General features: G+C 70.1%; 17 protein-coding genes, 1 tRNA gene and 1 pseudogene. 8 read left to right on the top strand and 11 right to left on the bottom strand.

Going from position 1 to position 19,193, the window contains the following annotated elements; all coding sequences use genetic code 11:
* Positions 1-82: 82 nt before the first annotated feature.
* Positions 83-151, bottom strand: a tRNA-OTHER gene (locus ACYQ5L_RS33255).
* A 90-nt stretch (positions 152-241) separates the two neighbouring features.
* Here ACYQ5L_RS33255 and ACYQ5L_RS33250 point away from each other — a divergent pair.
* Positions 242-940: a methyltransferase domain-containing protein gene (locus ACYQ5L_RS33250; protein WP_459962152.1), complete on the top strand. Its 699-nt coding sequence runs from the start codon at positions 242-244 to the stop codon at positions 938-940.
* Between the two features lie 63 nt (positions 941-1,003).
* On the opposite strand, the gene ACYQ5L_RS33245 is transcribed toward ACYQ5L_RS33250, so the two are convergent.
* Positions 1,004-2,626, bottom strand: coding sequence for a TROVE domain-containing protein (locus tag ACYQ5L_RS33245; protein ID WP_459962151.1), 1,623 nt, complete (start codon positions 2,624-2,626; stop codon positions 1,004-1,006).
* A 362-nt stretch (positions 2,627-2,988) separates the two neighbouring features.
* Complete coding sequence (locus ACYQ5L_RS33240) at positions 2,989-3,459, bottom strand: VOC family protein (RefSeq protein ID WP_459962150.1); 471 nt, start codon at positions 3,457-3,459, stop codon at positions 2,989-2,991.
* Positions 3,460-3,643: 184 nt separating this feature from the next.
* Here ACYQ5L_RS33240 and ACYQ5L_RS33235 point away from each other — a divergent pair, with 184 nt between their 5' ends.
* Complete coding sequence (locus ACYQ5L_RS33235) at positions 3,644-5,221, top strand: helix-turn-helix domain-containing protein (RefSeq protein ID WP_459962149.1); 1,578 nt, start codon at positions 3,644-3,646, stop codon at positions 5,219-5,221.
* Positions 5,222-5,239: 18 nt separating this feature from the next.
* Here the strand turns inward: ACYQ5L_RS33235 and ACYQ5L_RS33230 are convergent, their stop codons facing one another.
* The 3 genes from ACYQ5L_RS33230 to ACYQ5L_RS33220 are packed head-to-tail and all read right to left on the bottom strand — an operon-like array spanning position 5,240 to position 7,867.
* Positions 5,240-6,109, bottom strand: coding sequence for a polysaccharide deacetylase family protein (locus ACYQ5L_RS33230; RefSeq protein ID WP_459962148.1), 870 nt, complete (start codon positions 6,107-6,109; stop codon positions 5,240-5,242).
* Complete coding sequence (locus ACYQ5L_RS33225; RefSeq protein ID WP_459962147.1) at positions 6,106-7,236, bottom strand: oxidoreductase; 1,131 nt, start codon at positions 7,234-7,236, stop codon at positions 6,106-6,108. Before ACYQ5L_RS33225 ends, ACYQ5L_RS33230 begins: the two co-directional genes overlap by 4 nt.
* Positions 7,223-7,867 (bottom strand): DUF1989 domain-containing protein, encoded by a 645-nt coding sequence (locus ACYQ5L_RS33220; protein WP_459962146.1) that lies wholly within the window; start codon positions 7,865-7,867, stop codon positions 7,223-7,225. The genes ACYQ5L_RS33225 and ACYQ5L_RS33220 overlap by 14 nt, the downstream gene beginning before the upstream one ends.
* 118 nt (positions 7,868-7,985) lie before the next feature.
* Here ACYQ5L_RS33220 and ACYQ5L_RS33215 point away from each other — a divergent pair, with 118 nt between their 5' ends.
* On the top strand, positions 7,986-9,311 hold the full coding sequence (locus ACYQ5L_RS33215) for an amidase family protein (protein ID WP_459962145.1): 1,326 nt from the start codon (positions 7,986-7,988) through the stop codon (positions 9,309-9,311).
* A gap of 31 nt (positions 9,312-9,342) precedes the next feature.
* Here ACYQ5L_RS33215 and ACYQ5L_RS33210 read toward each other — a convergent pair whose 3' ends face one another.
* The gene (locus tag ACYQ5L_RS33210) at positions 9,343-12,072 is read right to left on the bottom strand and encodes an ATP-binding protein (protein WP_459962144.1); all 2,730 of its coding nucleotides are present in this window, start codon (positions 12,070-12,072) and stop codon (positions 9,343-9,345) included.
* A gap of 121 nt (positions 12,073-12,193) precedes the next feature.
* On the opposite strand from ACYQ5L_RS33210, the gene ACYQ5L_RS33205 reads away from it, so the two are divergent.
* A complete protein-coding gene (locus ACYQ5L_RS33205; RefSeq protein WP_459962143.1) occupies positions 12,194-12,568 on the top strand; it encodes a VOC family protein in 375 nt (124 codons plus the stop codon).
* 35 nt (positions 12,569-12,603) lie between these two features.
* Entirely contained in the window at positions 12,604-13,065 is a 462-nt protein-coding gene (locus ACYQ5L_RS33200) for an iron chaperone (RefSeq protein ID WP_459962142.1), read from the top strand.
* Positions 13,066-13,113: 48 nt separating this feature from the next.
* Here ACYQ5L_RS33200 and ACYQ5L_RS33195 read toward each other — a convergent pair whose 3' ends face one another.
* The 3 genes from ACYQ5L_RS33195 to ACYQ5L_RS33185 all read right to left on the bottom strand — a co-directional run bounded on the left by ACYQ5L_RS33195 (position 13,114) and on the right by ACYQ5L_RS33185 (position 15,719).
* Complete coding sequence (locus ACYQ5L_RS33195; RefSeq protein ID WP_459962141.1) at positions 13,114-13,512, bottom strand: nuclear transport factor 2 family protein; 399 nt, start codon at positions 13,510-13,512, stop codon at positions 13,114-13,116.
* Between the two features lie 111 nt (positions 13,513-13,623).
* Positions 13,624-14,496, bottom strand: a complete 873-nt coding sequence (locus ACYQ5L_RS33190) for a LysR family transcriptional regulator (protein ID WP_459962140.1) — start codon at positions 14,494-14,496, stop codon at positions 13,624-13,626.
* On the bottom strand, positions 14,493-15,719 hold the full coding sequence (locus ACYQ5L_RS33185; RefSeq protein ID WP_459962139.1) for an MFS transporter: 1,227 nt from the start codon (positions 15,717-15,719) through the stop codon (positions 14,493-14,495). The genes ACYQ5L_RS33190 and ACYQ5L_RS33185 overlap by 4 nt, the downstream gene beginning before the upstream one ends.
* A gap of 143 nt (positions 15,720-15,862) precedes the next feature.
* Here ACYQ5L_RS33185 and ACYQ5L_RS33180 point away from each other — a divergent pair, with 143 nt between their 5' ends.
* From ACYQ5L_RS33180 to ACYQ5L_RS33170, 3 genes are read left to right on the top strand one after another with little or no spacing between them, the layout of a single operon-like run.
* Positions 15,863-16,747: a LysR family transcriptional regulator gene (locus ACYQ5L_RS33180; protein WP_459962138.1), complete on the top strand. Its 885-nt coding sequence runs from the start codon at positions 15,863-15,865 to the stop codon at positions 16,745-16,747.
* A gap of 9 nt (positions 16,748-16,756) precedes the next feature.
* Entirely contained in the window at positions 16,757-17,602 is an 846-nt protein-coding gene (locus tag ACYQ5L_RS33175) for a helix-turn-helix domain-containing protein (protein WP_459962137.1), read from the top strand.
* Between the two features lie 52 nt (positions 17,603-17,654).
* Entirely contained in the window at positions 17,655-18,635 is a 981-nt protein-coding gene (locus ACYQ5L_RS33170; protein ID WP_459962136.1) for an alpha/beta hydrolase, read from the top strand.
* Between the two features lie 42 nt (positions 18,636-18,677).
* Here the strand turns inward: ACYQ5L_RS33170 and ACYQ5L_RS33165 are convergent.
* Positions 18,678-19,181 (bottom strand): annotated as a pseudogene (locus ACYQ5L_RS33165) (TetR/AcrR family transcriptional regulator); the annotation flags it as partial.
* Positions 19,182-19,193: the final 12 nt, after the last annotated feature.

The raw sequence follows: 19,193 nt of genomic DNA, 5'->3' as shown, positions 1-19,193 counted from the left end.
CCGCGCGAGAGGTTCGGGCGTCCGAGATCGAGTCGGCGACGGTACGTGCTGCTCTGCCAGTTGAGCTACCGGGCCCATGGATTGGACCCGAGCGGGACTCGAACCCGCAACCAGCCGATTAAGAGTCGGAAGTACCCGTTGCCTGCGCACCGGACGCGGTTGCGACTGTAGCCGCCGGTGGGCGGTCGCCGCATTCGAATTTCCGTGGTGGCGAAGCCCTCTCGCGTGTGAGGGTGGGATGGTGACGGATCGACTGGAGAACGAGATCGTCGGGGAGTATCTGCTCACCGCGCGGTCGCTGGCCGAGTATCGGGCCATGTTCGCGCTCACGGATGCCGAACTGCGCGGGCACATTCTCGACTGCCCGGGCGGGGCGGCGAGCTTCACCTGCGAGGCAGTGGAATTCGGAGCGCGCGCGGTGGCCGTGGACCCGGTGTACGCGCAGCCCGCGGGGGAGCTGCGGGAGACCGCGCTGGCCGACACCGATCGCGGTAACGCCTGGTCGGCGGCGCATGCCGGGGACTATCTATGGGACTTCTATGGAGGCGATCCGGCGGTGCACCGCCGGATGCGGCATCGGGCGGTGCGCCGGTTCGTGGCGGATCTGGTGGCCTGCCCGCAGCGTTACGTCGAAGCGGGACTGCCGTCACTTCCGTTCGCGGACAAGGAATTCGATCTCGTGCTCAGCTCACATCTGCTGTTCACCTACGCCGATCGGCTGAAACCGGATTTCCACCTCGCCGCCCTGCTCGAGCTGGCGCGGGTGAGCGCGGGGGAGGTGCGGGTGTATCCGCTGGTGGAGCATTCCGGTGCGGAGCTGACCGATCTGGTGGCCTGGCTGCGAGGGGAGCTGGACGGCAAGGGAATTCGCAGTGAGCTGCGGCAGACTGCCGCCTACGAGTTCCAGCGGGGCGCACGGGACATGCTGGTACTCGGCTGAATCGGCGTGCGATGCGACCGCGCCCGCTCCGCGATTGCGGAGCGGGCGCGATCCATTGGCTTCTCAGAACGGCCAATCGGCGTTCTCGCCCGCCTCGATGAGCGGAATCATAGAGAAGGCATGATCGGTCAGCCCGCCGAAGGCGTGCCGGTTGCCCGACCCGCTCGGCGCGTGGCCGTACTGGTAGCCCGCCAGGTTCCAGGTGTAGAGCGGAACCGTCTTCGGCAGGGCCGCACCGACATCGCCGCCGGTGGCCTGCTCGTCGGTGAGGATCACCACCCGGTCGTGACCGGAGAAGTGGGTGCGCACCGCGAGCGCGGTATCGGTGCCCGCGCCGATGAAGTACCCGTCGGACTTCCACCGCTCGACCGCCCGCAGCACCGGCTCGGCCCGCCGCAGCGGGAAGACCAGGCTGTCCGGATAGTTCTGGTTACCCCAGCGGCCGGCCTGCGAGTACGACACGATGTCCGCCCGCTCGCAGCGGCTCGCCAGCGCGATGCCGAAGACCACCGCGGCATCCCACCGGCGCAGGGCGCCGTCCCGGGAGAAGGTGGTGTCCATGGAACCGGAGGTGTCCACCAGCACCAGCGTGCGCCCCGGCAGCACCGGGACATTGGCCAGCGAATGGGTCAGCGCCTGCTCCAGGGCGTGCCCCCACCGCAGCGAGGGCGCGGCCCGGTACGCGGACAGGAATCGCATGGGCAGCTGCCGCGAGCGCGCCACCTGCTCCGGATCCGCCAGCCGCGCGGCGACTTCCGCCGCCACCGCATCGGATACGCCTGCTTCGTCCAGGTTTCGAAGGTTGCGGAGCGTTGCCATGTAACCCATGGACGGAAGGAGAGCCTCCCACACCTTCGCGTCGAGCGGACCCTGCAGCCAGCCCGCGACGGACTCCCAGGTCATCCCGGCGTCCCGCAGGGTGGTGCGGGCACGCTCGGCGTCCTCGAACAGCGCATGGCGGTCCGCCACGGGCGTCGCGAGCAGCGCCTCGCGGGCGCGCAGCGTCGGCAGCGCGTCCGGAATCGGGTTCTCGCGATTGTGGCGGCGGTCCAGCGCGTGCGCGAAAAGCGCACCCTGCCAAGTCTTCTCGGATGCGGGCGTCGGGTGCGTCAGATCGAGCACATCGCCGAAGCGGAAGGCACGACCGGTGCTGTCCCACTTGGCCAGCGCCCGCTCGTCGTACAGGCGGCGAACGGCATCGCCGATGCCGCGCTTGACGGGCTTGGGCAGATTGCGGCCGTAGGTGGCGTGCCAGTAGGCGATGAGCTCACCCGGCTCGTCGGCGCGCTGCAAGACGGAATCGATGACCTGACGCGACATTCCGGCCTCGCCCGCGTCCAGCCGGGCCTTGGCGAACTCGGCCGCGCCGACGAGCGAAGCCGAGCGCATAGCGGCGCTCGTGCGCAGCCAGCCGAGGAAGCGCGCGGTCCACTCCGGATCGGCGAGGGTGGCCTCCCGCACCAGCATCGCGAAGCGATTGTCGCGCTGATCGGCCGACTCGTAGAAGGTGTTCTCGCCGACCATGTTCGACACCGCCAGCAGGAACAGCTCACCGTGCACCGTGCGCGCGTAGCCGGGTGCTCCCTCGTGGGTGCGGCCGGACGGCCGTCGCTCACCGGTGACTGGCGAGGTAGCGGCGGTGGCCGCGGGCGCACCGCGCAGCCGGGCAATATTGAACTTGGCCATAGGAATTCCCCCATAGTGCTGAGGGAGCGCGCGTGAAACGGCCCGAGTTCGAGGCGACGACGGAACTGCACCCGCCACCGTGGGAGACCACGATGGGCTGGACTCGAACCAGCAACGTGGGGCGCGTGCCAGGAAGTATCCGTATGTCTGCGCACCGGGCCGGTGCACGTGTGCCCCCGAGATCGAAATCGGCGACGGTACAAGCCGCTCTACCAGGCTGAGCTACCGGGTCCGAAGATCCGGGCGGGATTCGAACCCGCGACATGCTCCATCTGAAGGAAGTAACCGTTGCCTGCGCACCGGGCGCGAGACCGACACTACGGAACCGATCTTGGCGCCGCATCCCATTTTCCGGCAGGCGTTCAGCCGAGGGTGGGGGTGTCGTAGAGGGTGAAACCGCCCTGGTCGTCGGAGTCGATTCCGGCGAAGCGACCGGGATTGAGGGGATTGTTGGCGAGGAAGCGCACGCACAAGCCGTCCGGGTCGATGATGTTGAGGAACGCCCCGTATTCGCCGCGGTCGATCACCTCGTGGTGGGGAAACTCGCGTTCGGCCGCCCGCGCGGCCAGCTGCCGCAGATCGTCCACCGACTCCACCTCGATGGCGAAGACGTCGAATCCGGCGAGATCCGGTTTCCCGGCACAGAATTCGCGCTCGCGCAACGCGATGCCGAAACCGGATGTGGGATGCATGAGCTGTGCGCCACGCAGCTCGCCTTGTTCGCGGAATTCGGCGACGAGCTCGAGCTCGAGCAGATCGCGGTACCAGGCGACGCTGCGGGCGAGATCGGTCACGGGGAGTTTGACGTGGCGGATGCGGGCGAGCGCGGCCATGAGCGGCTCCTGATTCACGGGGTGTGGCGGCGGGGCGGATCTCCTGCAGGATGCCACCGCGCTGCGGGGCAGGGCTCGATACTGCGAGAAGTACGCCCGGCAGGCCGGGAAGTTGGTGGTGCCGACGTGGGCGGGTGATGTGCATTTCTCCACCGATTACGGCCTGCTGTGTAGATTTCACTAGGTGTTGACCATCAGCCGGCTAGTCGCCGATCCCGCGCTGGGCCTGCGCGTGCTGACCCCGGAGCTCGCCGATCGCCTGGACGCCGAGATCGGCTGGCTGCACACCACCGAGTTGCCGGACCCGTCGCCGTATGTCCGGCCGGGCGAACTGGTGATGACCAATGGCCTGTGGCTGCCGCACGTTCCGGCGGAGCGGTTCGTGGACGCCATTGCCGGGGCGGGCGCGGCGGGGCTGGTGTTCGGGCTCACCGCGCAGACTCCGGAGTTGCCGGAAGGTCTTGCCGCGCTGTGTGTCTCGCGCGGACTGCCATTGGTGGAGCTGTGTATCGGGGTGCCGTTCGCGGCGCTCACCCGGGCGGCCGCGCGGATCCAGAACGAGGTGCTGCAAGCCGAGCTCACCGCGACCGTGCACCGTGGCGACGCCCTCGCGACGGCCTTGTCGCGCGGTGGCGGCGCCGCGAGCGTGCTCGAAATCCTGCGTGGTGAAACGGAATTGCCGCTGCTGGTGATCGATCGCAAGGGGCGGTGCCTGGCCGGTATCGGCTGCGAGCCCACCGATGAGCAGATCCGCCTGGCCGCGGCGGCGCTCAATCGCACGCCCCCGCCGCTCGAGGTGGATCTGGGCGCCGGGCCGTCGGCGCTCTACCTGATCGAGGGCGTGATGGGGGAGATCGACGCCGGGCTCTACTGCCTGGAACCGGCCGCGCGGCTGGCTCCGGCGGATCGGGAGGCGCTCGCCCAGGCGGCGCGATTCCTGAGCCTGGAGGTGACCAAACAGCAAGCGGTGCACGCCATCGAGGCGCGCTTCGCCTCCGAGTTGCTGGAGATGATCCTGTCGGGGCCGCGGCGCGGCGGTGAGGTGGGTCAGCGGTTGCGCGCGTACGGCGTGCCCGCGGACCGGCCGCTCGGCGTCCTCGCACTGGCCCCGGTGGCCGCTCCGGGCGGCCCCGGCATTCCGGCGGACGAGATCGCCGATGCCGCGGGAGCCTTCTTCGCCGCACGCGGCGTTCCGGTGTTCACCGCGGCCGGCAGCAGTGATGTGGTGGCGGTCTGCCCGTGGGAGCGCACGGCGGAGGAGCTGGCGCGGTTGGCCGGTGAGCTGTCCAGGGAAGTCGGCCGGCGGGTGGGCGCCGCGCGGGTCGTCATCGGGCTCGGCGAGATCGCCGCCGGGACGGGCGCCCTGCGGGAGCCGCTGGTGCGGGCGCGGGAAGTCTGTCAGGTGCTGCGCGGGCAAGAAGGCCGCGATACCGCCACCTTCGCCGATGTCGCGACCTTCCGGATGTTGCTCGGATTGCTCGATGATCAAGTGCTGCATCGGTTTTCCGAGCAAGTGCTCGGAATCATCCGCGAGCACGACGCCCGCGCGCACACCGAGCTGGAGCACACGCTGCGGACCTTCCTCGCCAACGACGGCCAGTGGGGAGTGACGGCTGCGGCCCTGCACGTGCACGTCAACACCCTGCGCAACCGCATGGCCCGCATTACCGAGCTGACCGGGCGCAATGTCAACCGGCTCGCGGACACGGTGGATCTGTTCCTGGCCCTGTCCGCCGAGACCCGCGGCGCGGGCGGCGTCTAGCGGGGTGACTCCGCGCCGTCAGTGCGGGTACACCTGCGGGTCCACCTCGTAGGCAGGTACCGCGTGATGCGGTGTCGCGGCATCCGCGCGCGCCCAGGCGGCCACCTCCTGGCAGCGCGCGAAGGTCACATCCCCGCATTCCTGCGCGTAGCCGATGAGGCGGCGCAGCGCCAGCATGCGACCCGGCCGCCCGGTGAGGAACGGGTGCATGCACACGTTGAAAAGGCAGCCGTAGTGCCGCATTCCGTCGAGTTCGGCGCGCCACATCTCCTCGACCTTGAGCGGTGATTCGATGACCGCGCCGATTCGCGGTTCGGGCAGGTAGGCGTACTGCTCCCAGTCGTCCAGCGACCAGTGCACGGGCAGCTCCACCACCGGCGCGGACGGGCCGTCGACGAGATAGGGCCGGTCGTCGCCCATCAGGGAGGAGTCGTAGGCCAAACCGTATTCGGCGACCAGGCCCAGGGTTTCGCGGCTGGCGCTCCACATGGCCGCCCGATGCCCGGCGATCTCGATGCCCTGCGCGGCGAAAACATCCAGTGCCCGTTCGAAATCCACGCGTTCGGCGCCGGGCGGCAGCGAGATGGGCGCACGGTGGCTGTAGGAGTGGTGCGCCACCTCGTGCCCGCGGTCCACAATGGAACGGGCCAGGCCGGGACGCTGTTCGGCCACCCAGCCGGGCACGAAGAACGTTGCGGGCACGGCCATGTCATCGAGCAGGTCGAGGATCCGCGGCACGCCGACATCCGGTCCGTAGGACTGGTGCGACATCACCATGGGGTGATCGGCGAAGTGCCGGCCCTCCGCGAGGATGGGCGTCTCGGCGTCGACGTCGAAGGTGAGGGTCGCCACGGCGGCCGCGCCGCGGGTCCAGGACTGCTCGGTCATGCGTGGTTTCGCGCGCGCCACGCCGCGGTGGTGTCCAGGTTGGCCATGGGATGGAGCATCTCACGGTCGAAGGGCGCGAGTTCCGTCCCGGTCGCCACCTTGCGCGGCAGGTCCGGATTCGCCAGCGCGCCCGTGCCGAGGGACAGCACGTCGGCGTGCCCGCCGGTCAGCACATCGGCGGCCTGGGGCAGGGCGTGCATACCGCCATTGGCGATGACCGGCCGCCCGGACACCTCGCGGGCCAGGGCGGTGATGGTGGTGCCATCCGGGAAGCGGGCGGTCTCCAGGAAATTGCGGCCCTCGCTGGCAATGTGCAGGTAGGTGGCGTCGGCGGCCAGCGCCGAGAACACGATCCGCGCATCGGCGGCGCCGCCGGGCCAGCGGTAGGTGAAGTCGTTGACCTTGGTCTGCGACAGCCGCACGCCGATGGGGAAGTCGCCCAGCTCCTCCCGCAGGGCGCGCAGCACCCGCGCGGTCAGGCGGATCCGATTCTGCACCGGGCCGCCGTATTCGTCGGTGCGCTGATTGGTGTAGTCGGTGAGGAACTGATCGAGCAGATAGCCGTTGGCCGCGTGGATCTCGATGCCGTCGAAACCGGCCGCGCGGGCATTCCCGGCGGCGGCGACATAGCCGGCGATGACCTCCTCGATATCGGCGGCGGTCATCTCCCGCGGCGCCTTCCACGGTCCGCCGACGCCGCCGTAGTCCTCCATCATCCGGCCGCGCGGCGGCACCGGCGAGGGGCCGATGGTCTCGAAGCCGTAGGCATTGCCCTGTGAGATCGCCCCGGCGTGCATGAGCTGCGCGATGATCGGCGCGCCGGCCTCGTGCACCGCCTCCACCACCGCCCGCCATCCGGCGGTGTGCTCCGCGGTGACCAGGCCGGGCTGATTGAAATAGCCCTGGCTGTGGGCGGCGTCGGGATAGATGCCCTCGGTGATGATCAGGCCGAAGCCGCCCGCCGCGTATTCGCGGTAGTAGTCGGCCATCTGCGCGGTCGGCGTGCCGTCCGGCGTGGCGGAGATGCGGGTCATGGGCGCGACGGCGTACCGGTTGCGCAGCGCCAGCGGGCCGAGGTCGTAGGGCGCCAGCGCGGGGTGGGCCAGAGCGGTGTCAGTGCTGGTCATGGCTGTTGTTCTCCTCGGTGATGGGGGCAAGGACGGTCAGGGCCAGCGGGGTGGGGCCGGCGCCATTGATGACGTTGTGGTCCTGCGGGCAGGACGAGACGACGACGAGGCAGTCCATTTCCGCGCGCAGGGTGATGGAATCGCCCGGGGCGGTGGCGGCTTCGAGCCAGGACAGCTCGCCGTCAGCGGCGACGGGGATGCGCATGAAGACATTGATGGGCTGCGGAATGTGGGTGAGCGCGCGATGGCCGTGCGCGGCCATGGCCCGGCGCAGATTGTCCGCGCAGCTCGCGTGGTCCGGATCCCCGTAGGCCGCATAGCGTTCCGGATCGCAGGCGGCGATCAGCATGTCGTGTGCGCCCGGCGAGGTGTCGGCCAGATAGGTGAGGATCGGGCGGCGGCGATTGGTCAGGAAGGATTCGCCGAGCGCCGGGAACAGGCGGCTGATGTGGGTGCGGGTGTGCGCGGCGCTGTGGTGCTCGGTGATGTCCTCGAGGTTGTAGGCGAAGACGTCTCCGACCTGGCCGCCGTCGATATCGGTAATGCGCAGGCGCTCGCCGGTGCGCAACACCACCGATCTGGCCTGTCTGGCCGGGATGGTCACCGGCTCGGCGTAGCTCAACGCTGTCATGCCGATCAGTCAACAGAGCCGAAGCGGTCGGCGGCTATGGAGATATCCACAGCATTGACCATATTCGATGGATGTTTGCACATGCACGCGCCGTTCCGGGCGCGATAGCGTGCGTCGTATGACCACCGCAACCGCATTGGCGCGGGCCCTCGCCGCCGGCGAGACCACCTCGGCACAGCTGGTCGCCGCCGCCATCGACCGTGCCCGGCAACCCGATTCGGCCGCGGTGCTGATCACCGTGACCGGTGCGCGCGCCGGTTATCAAGCCGCGGCGAGCGATTCGCGAATCTCGCGCGGCGCCCGCCGCGGCCCGCTCGACGGAGTGCCCATCGCCTGGAAGGACGTGTTCGACGTCCAGGGCGCGGTCACCACCTGTGGTTCGGCCGGTCACCTGCACGATGAACCCGCCGCCGTGGACAGCCGTCTGGTGCGGCGGGCGCACAATGGCGGGTTGGTGACCATTGGCAAGACCAATCTCAGCGAGTTCGCCTTCTCGGGCCTCGGCATCAACCGCTATTTCGGCACGCCCGTCAACCCGCTCGATCCGGAACTCGTCCCGGGCGGGTCCTCTTCGGGTTCCGCCGTAGCGGTCGCCCGCGGCATCGTTCCGCTGGCGATCGGCACCGACACCTCGGGATCGGTGCGGGTGCCCGCCGCCCTGTGCGGAATCATCGGATATCGCGCCAGCCCGGGCAGATACGGTGTGCACGACTTCGCGCCGCTGTCGTCGACACTCGACAGCGTCGGCCTTTTCGCGACGACCGTCGAGGATCTCGTGGCGCTGGATCGGGTGCTGCTCCCCACGGCGTCGCGGTCGCGCCCGGCGGCGCCGCAATTCGTTGTGCCCGTGGGTGAATGGTCGGAAGACGTCGAACCGCAGATCGCCGCCGACTTCGCCGCCACCGTGGCCGGACTCCGAGCCGCGGGCGCCGACATCCGATTCCGCCACCTGCCCGCGCTCTCCGAAGCCGCGACACTCATGGACGACAACGGCACGATCGTCGGCGCCGAGGCGTACCGGCTGCACGGCCACCGCCTCGACTCGACCATGCCGATCGAACCAGCCACTCGCCGAAGGCTCGAAAGCAACAGGCACACAGCCGATTCCATCGGGCCCGTGTACCACCGAATGGCTGCCCTGCGTGCCGAGTTCGCCGCCGATCTCGGTGCGGCCACGCTGTTGTGCCCGACCGTGCGCCGCTTCCCGCCGCCCATCGCGGACCTGCAATCCGATCCGGATCGCTACGACAGCGCCAATATCGAAATCCTGCGTACCACCATGACTCTCAGCTATCTGGGCGCCTGCGGTATCAGCGTGCCGGCCGCGGTCCTGCGGCCCGGGCCCCGCGCCGGAATCCTGCTGTCCCGCCCATCCGGCGACGACGCTGCCTTGTTGGACTCCGCGGCATGGGTCCAGCGTGTCACGGCGCTTCAGCTTTTGTAGCCCTGGCCCTCGGCGAGCTGTATTGGGCCGTTCAGGTGTCGAGCACGGTGGCGGCGCGGTCGGCGATCGCGTTCGCGATGGGGTTGCCCACGACTTCGGTTCGGGCTCTGGCGAGGTAGTCGCGGGCGTCCGGATGGCCGGTGCGGGCCGCGGCCTCCGCTCGCAGGGCGACGTACCAGTGCCGCCAGATCCAGATGACCTGCTGGTCGAGCTCGTCCGGGTCGGCGGCGAGCGCCGCCATGGCCTGGTCGGGCCGATTGTGGTGGAGGTGCAGGATGGCGTCGAAAACGGCTGTGTAGGCGGCCTTCTGGTCGGCGGTCGCGCCGAGTTCGCCGATGATGGACAGCCAGGTGAACCGGGCCGGATCGTCACCGTGCAGGCCGTGGACCAGCGCCACGGCGGCCGCGGCGGTGGCGAGGTTGGGTGCGTGCGGGCGGCCGGAGAGTTCCCAGGCGTCGAGGAAACGCCTGCTGCCGGCGAGTACTTCATCGGTATTGCCCGCCAGAGCGTCCGCCACCAGCAGCCGGGAGGTGGCGAAGTCGCCCTGTTCGGCCAGCAGTGGCAGGTCGCGCAGGTGTTCACCCCATTGGCGGGCGCGTTCCAAATCGCCTACGCCGATACAGATGTCGGCGGCCTCGGCGAGCGCGTTGACGCGTTCGAGCGCGCTGGCGGGCGTCATCGGGACGGCGGCGAGAAGTTCCACCCGCCGGCGGGTCGTCTCCGCGGTGGCGAAGATGTCCCCGGCCCAGCACTGGGCGGCGGCGAGCGCGTCGAGAGCCGCGCTGAGCGCCAGGGGGTCGCCGGTCGCCCGTGCCAGCTCGACGGCCCGCTCGGCCAGTGAGATCCCCTTGTGCGCGGACGATTCTGGATCGTCCGGCGTCGAATCCGCGGTGCCGAGTACACCGCATTCGGCCAGTGCCACCGCAGCCGCGGCGGCGGGATCATCGCCGGCCAGTGCACGGGCCCGCTCGAGCAGGGCCGCGGCCTCGCTCGGCGGCAGCGGCTCGGAGAATGTGCCGGACCACCGGAAGACGGTAATCGCGGCCGTTGCCAGATCGCGCGCCGCTGCCGCCGAATTACCGGCTGCAGCCTTCGAATCACCCGCTGTCGCCGCTGAATTATCCGCTGCCGCAGCCGAATCCATCGCTGTCAGTGCGATTTCCGCTGCGGCGCGGTACAGGCGGTACATGTCCTCGCCGCGCATGCGACACCCCGCCACCTCGGCCGCGTGGCGCAGGTCCGCCGCGACCGCGGCCGGGTCGGTGGCCAGCGCCGCTGCCTGTTCGTAGCGAATCTGGGACTCCCCGAGCAGATTCCGGTCGAAGGCCAGTCGGGCCAGGGTCGCCGCCAGGCTGTGCGCGTCGGCGCGATGGGCGTTCTGTTCCGCCGCCCAGGCCAAGGCCGCCCGAATGTCATCGGCCACCGCGTCGAACCGAGTGCGCCAGCCGCCGTCGCCGCTGGTGCGCGGTGCCGATGCGGCCAGTTCGGCGGCGGTGGCCACGCACCAACGCAGGTGGCGCGCAAGGGTTCCCGGGAGCTCCCCGGTCTCTACGAGCTGCTCCGACTCGTACTGCCGGATGGTCTCCAGCGCCCGATATCGCGTGCCGCTCGGGGACGGCACGGCGGTGAGCAGGCTCTGCTCGGTCAGCCGCGCCAGGCCCTCGGTCACCGTATTCGGTTTCAGCGGCGCGAAGCCGGCCACCGCGGTGGCGTCGGCGGCGGTGAACGGCGCGACGAAGACCGCGATGCGGCGCAGCAGGCAGCGGTCCCACGCGGTCAGCAGGTCCTGGCTCCAGTCCAGCATGGCCCGCACGGACCGGTGCCGGTCATCGGCGCGGCGGCCGCCGACCAGCAGCCGCAGCGGATCGGCCAGGCTCGCTGCCAGACCGTCCAGGCCGAGGGTGGGCAGCCGCGCGGCCGCGAGCTCGATCGGCAGCGCCAGCCCGTCGAGACGCTGGCAGATCTCGGAAACCTGGTCGTACTGCTCCGGATGCACCGGCCAGCCCAGCGCGGCCGCCCGGTCCAGGAACAGCGCGACGGCATCGGCGGCCGCGTCGTCGAGCGAGAGCGGGGGCACGTTGTAGACCTGCTCGAAGGGCACCATGAGCCGGGCCCGGCTGGTGGCGAGGACGGTCACGCGCGGGCAGCCGGCGAGCAGGCGTTCGATGAACGGCGCGAGGCCCTCGCGCAGATGCTCGCAATTGTCGAGGACCAGCAGGGTGTGGCGGCCGGCGAGCACGGTCAGCACCGAATCGTCGATGCCGCGCCCCGGTTGCTCGCCGACGCCGAGCGCCCGGGCCACCGCGGCGCCAGCCATGGCCGGATCGGTCACGGGCACGAGGTCGACGAACCATGCGCCATCGGCGAATTCACCCGCCAGGTCCGCGGCGACGGCCAGGGCGAGCCTGGTCTTGCCGACACCGCCGGGGCCCAGCGCGGTCACATGCCGCTGCGCCGCGACGGCCGCCCGCAGCGCGGCGCGCTCGGCGGCCCGGCCGATGAACGAGGTCAGCGGCGAGGGCAGTACGGCGACCGCCTCGCCCGCCGGTTCGTCCCCGATGAGTTCGGCCGCGCGCCCGGCGAGGGCCCGGCGGTCGGGGACGCCGACCTTGCGCAGCAGCGAGGACACATGCGTTTCCACGGTGCGCACCGAGATATAGAGCTGGGCGGCGATTTCGGCATTGCTGCGATGCTGCCCGACGAGAGTCAGGACCTCGGCCTCCCGGTCCGAGATCCCGGCGGAGACCTTCTGCTTCGACACCGTCCCATTCTCACGTATCGGCGAGACGCCGGCGCGGGAGTCGGATTACGTACTCGTTCAGTGGTGGGATCCGTGGTCAGCACGGATGTTGCGCCGTCCGCCCGTCCCTACCGTTGTTCACATGACGAACGACGAACGGACCGAAGGCGGAACGGCTATCAAAACCGTTCTCCATCCCGTCTCCGACCTGGCGAAAGCCAAGCAGGTGTACACCGCGCTGCTGGGCGTGCCGCCGCAGATCGACGGCACCTTCTATGTCGGCTTCGAGGTCCACGGCCAGCACATCGGGCTGGTGCCCGGCGGCGGGCCGCAGGGCATGACCGCCCCGGTCGCCTACTGGCACGTGCCCGATATCGAGGCGAAGCTCGCCGAGGTCACCGCCGCCGGCGCCACCGTCCGCGAGCCCGTGCGCCCTGTCGGCGAGGGCCGCCGCGTCGCCACCGTCATCGATCCGGACGGCAACGTCCTCGGTCTGCTGCAAGACCGCTCGCACTGATCACCCGATAACACCGATAACCGAAGGAATCCGACATGACCACCCAGACCGCCACCCGCGCCAATGGCAAGCCCACGACCACCGTCGGTTTCTCGGCCGAGGAACGCGCCGCCATGAAAGAGCACGCCAAGGAGCTGAAGACGGCCGCCCGCCGCGGCGCCAAGGCCGATCTCGAGGCCGATGTGCTCGCCAAGATCGCCGAGATGCAGGATGCCGATCGCGCCCTGGCCGAACGCATTCACGCCATCGTCAAGGCGCACGCCCCCGCACTGTCCCCGAAGCTCTGGTACGGCATGCCCTCCTACGCCCGCGACGGCAAGGTCGTGGTCTTCTTCCAGTCCGCGGAGAAGTTCAAGGCCCGCTACGCCACCCTCGGCTTCAATGACTCCGCCCGCCTCGACGACGGCGCGCTCTGGCCCACCGCCTTCGCCCTGACCACCCTGAGCGCCGCCGACGAGGCGTTCATCGGCGAACTCGTCCAGCGCGCCGCCGCCTGACCACCCCCGGACATCCGGCCCGCCACCCCTTGGAGGCGGGCCGGATGTTCATGTGCGGGAAAGGGTGTCGGTGGCCAGGGGCACCTCGCCCGCCGTCTTGCTGAAGCCGAGCGCCTCGACGATCCGGCCCTCCCGCACGCGCATGAGGTTCACACCCTCCACCCACTCGTCCGGGCCCGCGCCGAATCGGTAGTACCAGCGGATCGTCGCGCGGTCGCCCGCGACGATCATCTCCTGCGGCAGGAACTGGGTGGTGAGGTCATCGACCAGCGTCTGCCAGAAGGCCAGGCAGGCGGCGCGTCCGACCACGCGCTCACCCCTGGGCGCGGGCTGGACCGACTCCATGACGCAGTCCTCGTCGACGAGGTCGTCGAGAAGAGCGGGGGCGCGGTCCACGAAGGCGCGATTGAACAGGTCCATGACCTCGGCGGTGCTGCGGAACGACACGAGACATCCTCGGGGTAGCTGACAAGGTGCCCAGTGATTCTCCGATGGCTGGAAAGCCAAGGGAAACAATCATTTCCGGTAGCGGCCACAAGCGGAATTTGTGGCGGGCGGTCAGTACACGGCGGCCCGCACGGCGTCGATCAGCGTGTCCATCGGACGGTGCGGCGCCTCGGCGGTCCAGACGACGGCCGAATCGATGGGCGTCGCATCCGACACCGGAATGAGCCGGATGCCGTCGTTCGGGTAGCGGCGGCTCAGAGACCGGGGCGCGAGCCAGATCCCCTGGCGGCGGGCCGCCAGAATCGAGCCGTCCTCGCTGTCCCGCACGATCGGTTCGGCGGCGCCGTCGGGCCGCAGGTCGGTGACCCAGTCGCGTTGGGCCGCTTCGGAAACGAAGATCGCGGGGAGGATGACGGGGTCGGCGGCCAGATCCGCCAGCGTCACGGTGGCGCGGGCGGCGAGCCGGTGCCCCGTCGCCACCGCCGCCACCCAGGGTTCCGAACCGATAATGCGGTGCCGCAGGCCGGTATCGGAGACCGGCGCCCACAGCAGCGCGGCATCCGCGCGCCCCGATTCCAGGATGCGCACCTCGTCCCGCACCGCGCGCACGCTGATCAACTCCACCTGCGCGGCCGGTGCCGCCGCTTCCACCGCCTCGGCGACCTGGATCATGAGCGGTACGGTCGCGCGGCAGCACACGATGCGCAGGGTGTCGGCCGAGGCGGCGTCGGCGGCGCGCACCCGTTCGATCAGGATCCGCAGATCGGTCACCGCCCGTGCGGCGCCCTCGGCGAAAACCTTTCCGGCGGGCGTGAGTTCGACGCCGCGTGAGTCCCGCAGCAGCAGGACCACGCCCAAGGTCCGCTCCAGATGCCGGATCTGCGCCGACAGGGTCTGCTGGGTGATGTGCAGCCGCGCGGCGGCGCGGGTGATGTTCCGCTCCGCGGCGACCGCCAGGAAGGACTCGAACAGGCGGGTGTTCACCAGCACCCCGGTCCGCACGAGTGCTGTCGGGCATCGCGGTTCGGGGTGCGCCACATGACCACGCCGGCCAGCAGGCTCAGCGCCGCGCCGAACCACAGCACCGCCGCGAGGGCGAGATTGTCGGTGATGAGCCCGCCGAACAGCGCGCCCAGGGCAATGGCCAGATTGAACATGGCGGCATTCAGGGCGGTCGCGGCCTCCGTGGATTCCGGTGCGGCGCGCAGGATCCAGGTCTGCACGCCGACCGGAATACCGCCGAAGGTCAGGCCCCACAGGATCAGCAGCGTCAGGGCGGTGGCCGGCGTGCTGCCGACGAGGGCGACGAGCACCAGCACGGCGGTGAGTGCCGCGCTGAGAACCATGAGCGCGATACGAACATCGCGCCCGGCCGCCGCGCCGGTGAGGAAGTTGCCGGCTATGCCCGCGACACCGAAACCCAGCAGCGCGGGGCCGATCATGGCGGCGTCGACCCCGGCGACGTTCTGCAGCAGCGGGCTGATGAAGGTGAAGGCCGCGAAATGTCCGCTCACCAGGAGGAATGTCACCAGCACCCCGGCCCGCACCACCGGATTGCGGAACTGCGCGGCGAGGGTGCGCAGGTGCACCGGCTCGGTGGCGGGCAACTGCGGCAACAGCAGGAGCAGGGCCGTGACCACCACCAGTCCCAGTCCGCCCAGGACGCCGAAAGCGATTCGCCAGTCGGTCAATTCGCCGATCAGCGTGCCCGCCGGAATGCCGAGCACATTGGCGGCGGTGGCGCCGCCGAAGGCGATGGCGGTGGCGCGCGGCACGAACCGCTCGGGCACCATGCGGACCGCGATACCGGCCGCCAGCGCCCAGAATCCGCCGATGGCAATGCCGACGAGGAAGCGGGAGGCGAGCAGCAGCGCGAAATTCGGCGCGAACGCCGAGAGCAGATTCGCGCCGACCATCAATGCGATGAGGCCCAGCAGCACGATGCGGCGATCCAGGCGGCCGATCGCCACCGGCAGCAGCGGCGCGGTGGCCGAGGCGACCAATCCGGGCACGGTCACCATCAGGCCCGCCGTGCCCTCGGAGACGCCGAGCGCACCGCTGACCGAGGTGAGCAGGCCGACCGGCAACTGCTCGGACGTCACGACCGAGAACGTCCCCAGGGCCACGGCCGCCACACCGAACCAGCGGCGCAACGGCACCCGGTCGGATGTGGATTCGAGTGCCGGATCGCCGACATCGGACACCATTCGAGAACTCCTCACTGCGATGGAACCCGCGGGCCACCGTGGCCGACGCGGTCCGGGATCTACAATGGGCGGCCGGCGTCAGCCGAACAACGATGAAATGGGCAATGCCGCATTAACCGCGGAGTTAACGAGACAGGGACTTCGTGGAGTTACGCGATATCGAGATCTTCCTGACGCTCGCGGAGGAACTGCACTTCGGGCGGACCGCCGAGCGGCTGAACGTCACCCCCGCGCGCATCACGCAGGCGATCAAGAAGCAGGAGCGGCAGATCGGCGCGTTGCTGTTCGAGCGGACCAATCGCAGCGTGCGGCTCACCCCGGTCGGGGAGCAATTGCGGCGCGATCTGCGACCGGTCTACGCGGAGCTCGCGGACAGCGTGGAGCGGGCCAAGCGGGCCGCCCGCGGCAAGACGGCCCTGCTGCGCCTGGGTCTGATGCCCTTCAACACCACCGAGCAGCGGCGCTACTGGGACGAGTTCCGCGTGCGGCACCCGGAATGCGAATTGCGAATCCGCCGTTGCCCCTACGCCGATCCCTTCGAGATGCTCCGCAGCGGCGAGTTCGACGCGCTGGTCATCTGGTTGCCGGTCCACGAACCCGACCTCACCGTCGGTCCGGTGCTGTTCACCGACAACCGGATTCTGGCCGTCAGCGAGGATCATGAACTGGCCGGCCTGGACTCGGTCCCGATCGAAACCCTCGCCGACTTCCAGCACGTCACGGCGCCCCGCATGCCGGACTACTGGGAGGACGCGTACCTGCCGTTCCACACTCCCACCGGTCGCCCGATCCTGCGCGAGCAAGTGGCGACCAATAGCGACGAGCTGATCGAGATGATCGCCACCGGCGAATACGTGCACGTCTTCCCCGCACATGTCACCCGCTACTGGGCGATGGCGCATATCCGCTGGATGCCCGTGCCCGACCTACAGCCACTGGACTACGCCCTGGTGTGGAAGACCGCGTCCGAGACCGAGTCGATCCGGCAACTGGCCGCCGTCATCCGGGAGATGCGCGCGGGCGCCTAGCATGGCGGTATGCCCGTCGAACAGGTTCACATCGCCGGCGCCGCAGTGGATATCGCGGTCCCGCCGCGATCGGGCCGCATGGCGGGGGTCGATATGGCCGGATTCACCGGCCGGACCGATGCTGCCGTCGATCTCCGGATGGTGCCGTATCCGGCGTTGACGGTATTCCTCGATTTCGGTGATGTGCTGCTGGTCGATGCGAATGATGGTGCGCGGCACCGTGGCAGCGCCGTCGTCGGTCTCGGAGCCGGCAGCGTGCACGGGCGCGGGCGCGAGGTGGATCTGCTCCAGGTGCGGTTGTCGCCGGTGGTCGCGTACGGGGTGCTGGGTGGTGCGCCGGGGTTGGGCGGGACGGTGGTCGCTCTCGAGGAGCTGTGGGGGAGCGACGCCGGGCGGATCATGGCGGAGTTGCACGCGCGCGGGTCGTGGGACGAGCGGTTCGCGATCGCGGCGGACGCGCTCATCCGGCGATACGCGGCGGGCCGGCGGGCCGATCCGGAGGTCGACTTCGCCTGGCGGCGAATCGTGATGAGCCGGGGGCGGATTCGGGTCGAGCGACTGGCGGCCGAGACCGGCTGGAGCCGCAAACGGCTGTGGTCCCGGTTCCGGTCGCAGATCGGCCTGACGCCCAAACGCGCCGCGCAACTGGTCCGATTCGATTGCGCCGCACACCGTCTCGCCGCGGGCCACAGCGCCGCCCTGGTCTCGGCGGAGTGCGGCTTCGTCGACCAGTCCCACCTGTGCCGGGACGCCATGGCCTTCGCGGGGCTGACGCCCGCGGGCCTCGCGGCCGCGCCCTGGCTCGCGGTCGACCCCGTCGCCTGGGCCGATCCGGCGTACGCGCCCCGGATGTGACAGCGGAATATTTTTCCAATACATCCCGCGGTCGACCGGAGATGCTGGCGCAGTGAACAACGCAACCGCAATCGACCGGCCGCCGCTCGGTATCCGCCTGCTGAGCCCTCTGCAGAAGGAGCCGGACTGGCCGACGCTGACGCCGGAGAAACTGCTCGCCTACCGCGATGCGGCGAACCGCAAGGCGAGTTCCCGCCTGGCCCGGGTGATCACCGGGTTCCCGGATCGCGGTGTGACCATCGGCTGGCAGGAGGTGACGCTGCCCGATCGCGTGATCCCGGTCCGGGTCTATCGGCCCCGGCGTGCGGGCGCCGCCGCCCTGCCGCTCGTGCTGCACGTGCACGGCGGCGGATTCGTCGGCACCGCGCCGCAATCCGATTGGGCCAACAGCCATTTCGCCGCACGCCTGCCCGCGGTCGTGGTCTCGGTCGAGCACCGCCTGCTCGCCCCGGGGACGCCGCTGACCGCCGCCGCCGACGACGGCTGGGATGTGCTGCGGCATATCGTGCGGCACGCCCCGGACTGGGGCATCGACCCGGACCGCACCGCCGTGGCCGGTGAGAGCACCGGCGCATTGATCTCGGCGCTCGCCGCCCTGCGCGCCCGGGAATCCGGCCTGCGCCTGCGGGCGCAGATTCTGACCAACCCCGTCACCGACCTGACCGGCACGATGTACGACTACCCCTCGATGGTCCAGCACGCGGACAGCCCGACCTTGTCCGTCACCCGATTGCGGGTCTTCCAGCAACTGGCGGTGCCCCAGGGGGCCGATGCGCGCGCGGTGTCCCCGGTGCACGCGGACGATCTGAGCGATCTCGCCCCGGCCCTCGTCGTGGTGCCGACCCTGGACCCGGTGGCCGACCACGGCCGCCGCTATGCCGAACGGCTACGCGAGTTCGGCACGCCCGCGGAACTTTCCGAGTATCCCGGCGCGCCGCACGCCTTCCTCGCCACACCCGGCGTCGTGCCCCAGGCGAAGGCCGCGCGGGCCCGGATCACCGAATTCCTCGGCGAGGGCCTCGTGCATCGATGAATGGCGGGCCGCCGTCGGCCTTACCTGAGACAGCCGCGGCGATCATTGTGGAGGGCGCAATCCCGAGACGAGCAGTTGCACCAGTGATCGCGCGTCGTAGCGGGGGTCGTGCTCGGTGCCGACGCAGAGGTTTCCGATGCCGCGCATGACGTGGTAGGCGTCGAGGTTCGGGCGGATTTCGCCGGAGGCGGCGGCAGCGTCGAGGAGTTGGGTGCAGACCGGCAGCAGGCGGTCGAGGAAGTAGGCGTGCAGGGTCTCGAAGCCGGTGCTGTCGTTGCGGAGCGCTGCCGCGAGACCGTGTTTGGTGACCAGGAAGTCGACGAACATATCGACCCATTGTTCGAGGGCCGCGCGGGGTGTCTGGCAGGTCGCCAGCAGGTTCGGGCCGGCCGCGGCGCAGGCGTCGACCTGGTGGCGGTAGACGGCGATGATCAGGTCCGCCCGGGTGGGGAAGTGGCGGTAGATGGTGCCGGTGCCGACTCCGGCCGCGGCCGCGATATCGCGGACCGGAACCTCCACGCCGGAGGTGACGAACAGCGCCGCGGCCGTAGGGGTGCG

It is taken from the genome of Nocardia sp. IFM 10818 (assembly GCF_054655275.1).
This window is presented reverse-complemented; position numbering and strand designations above follow the sequence as displayed.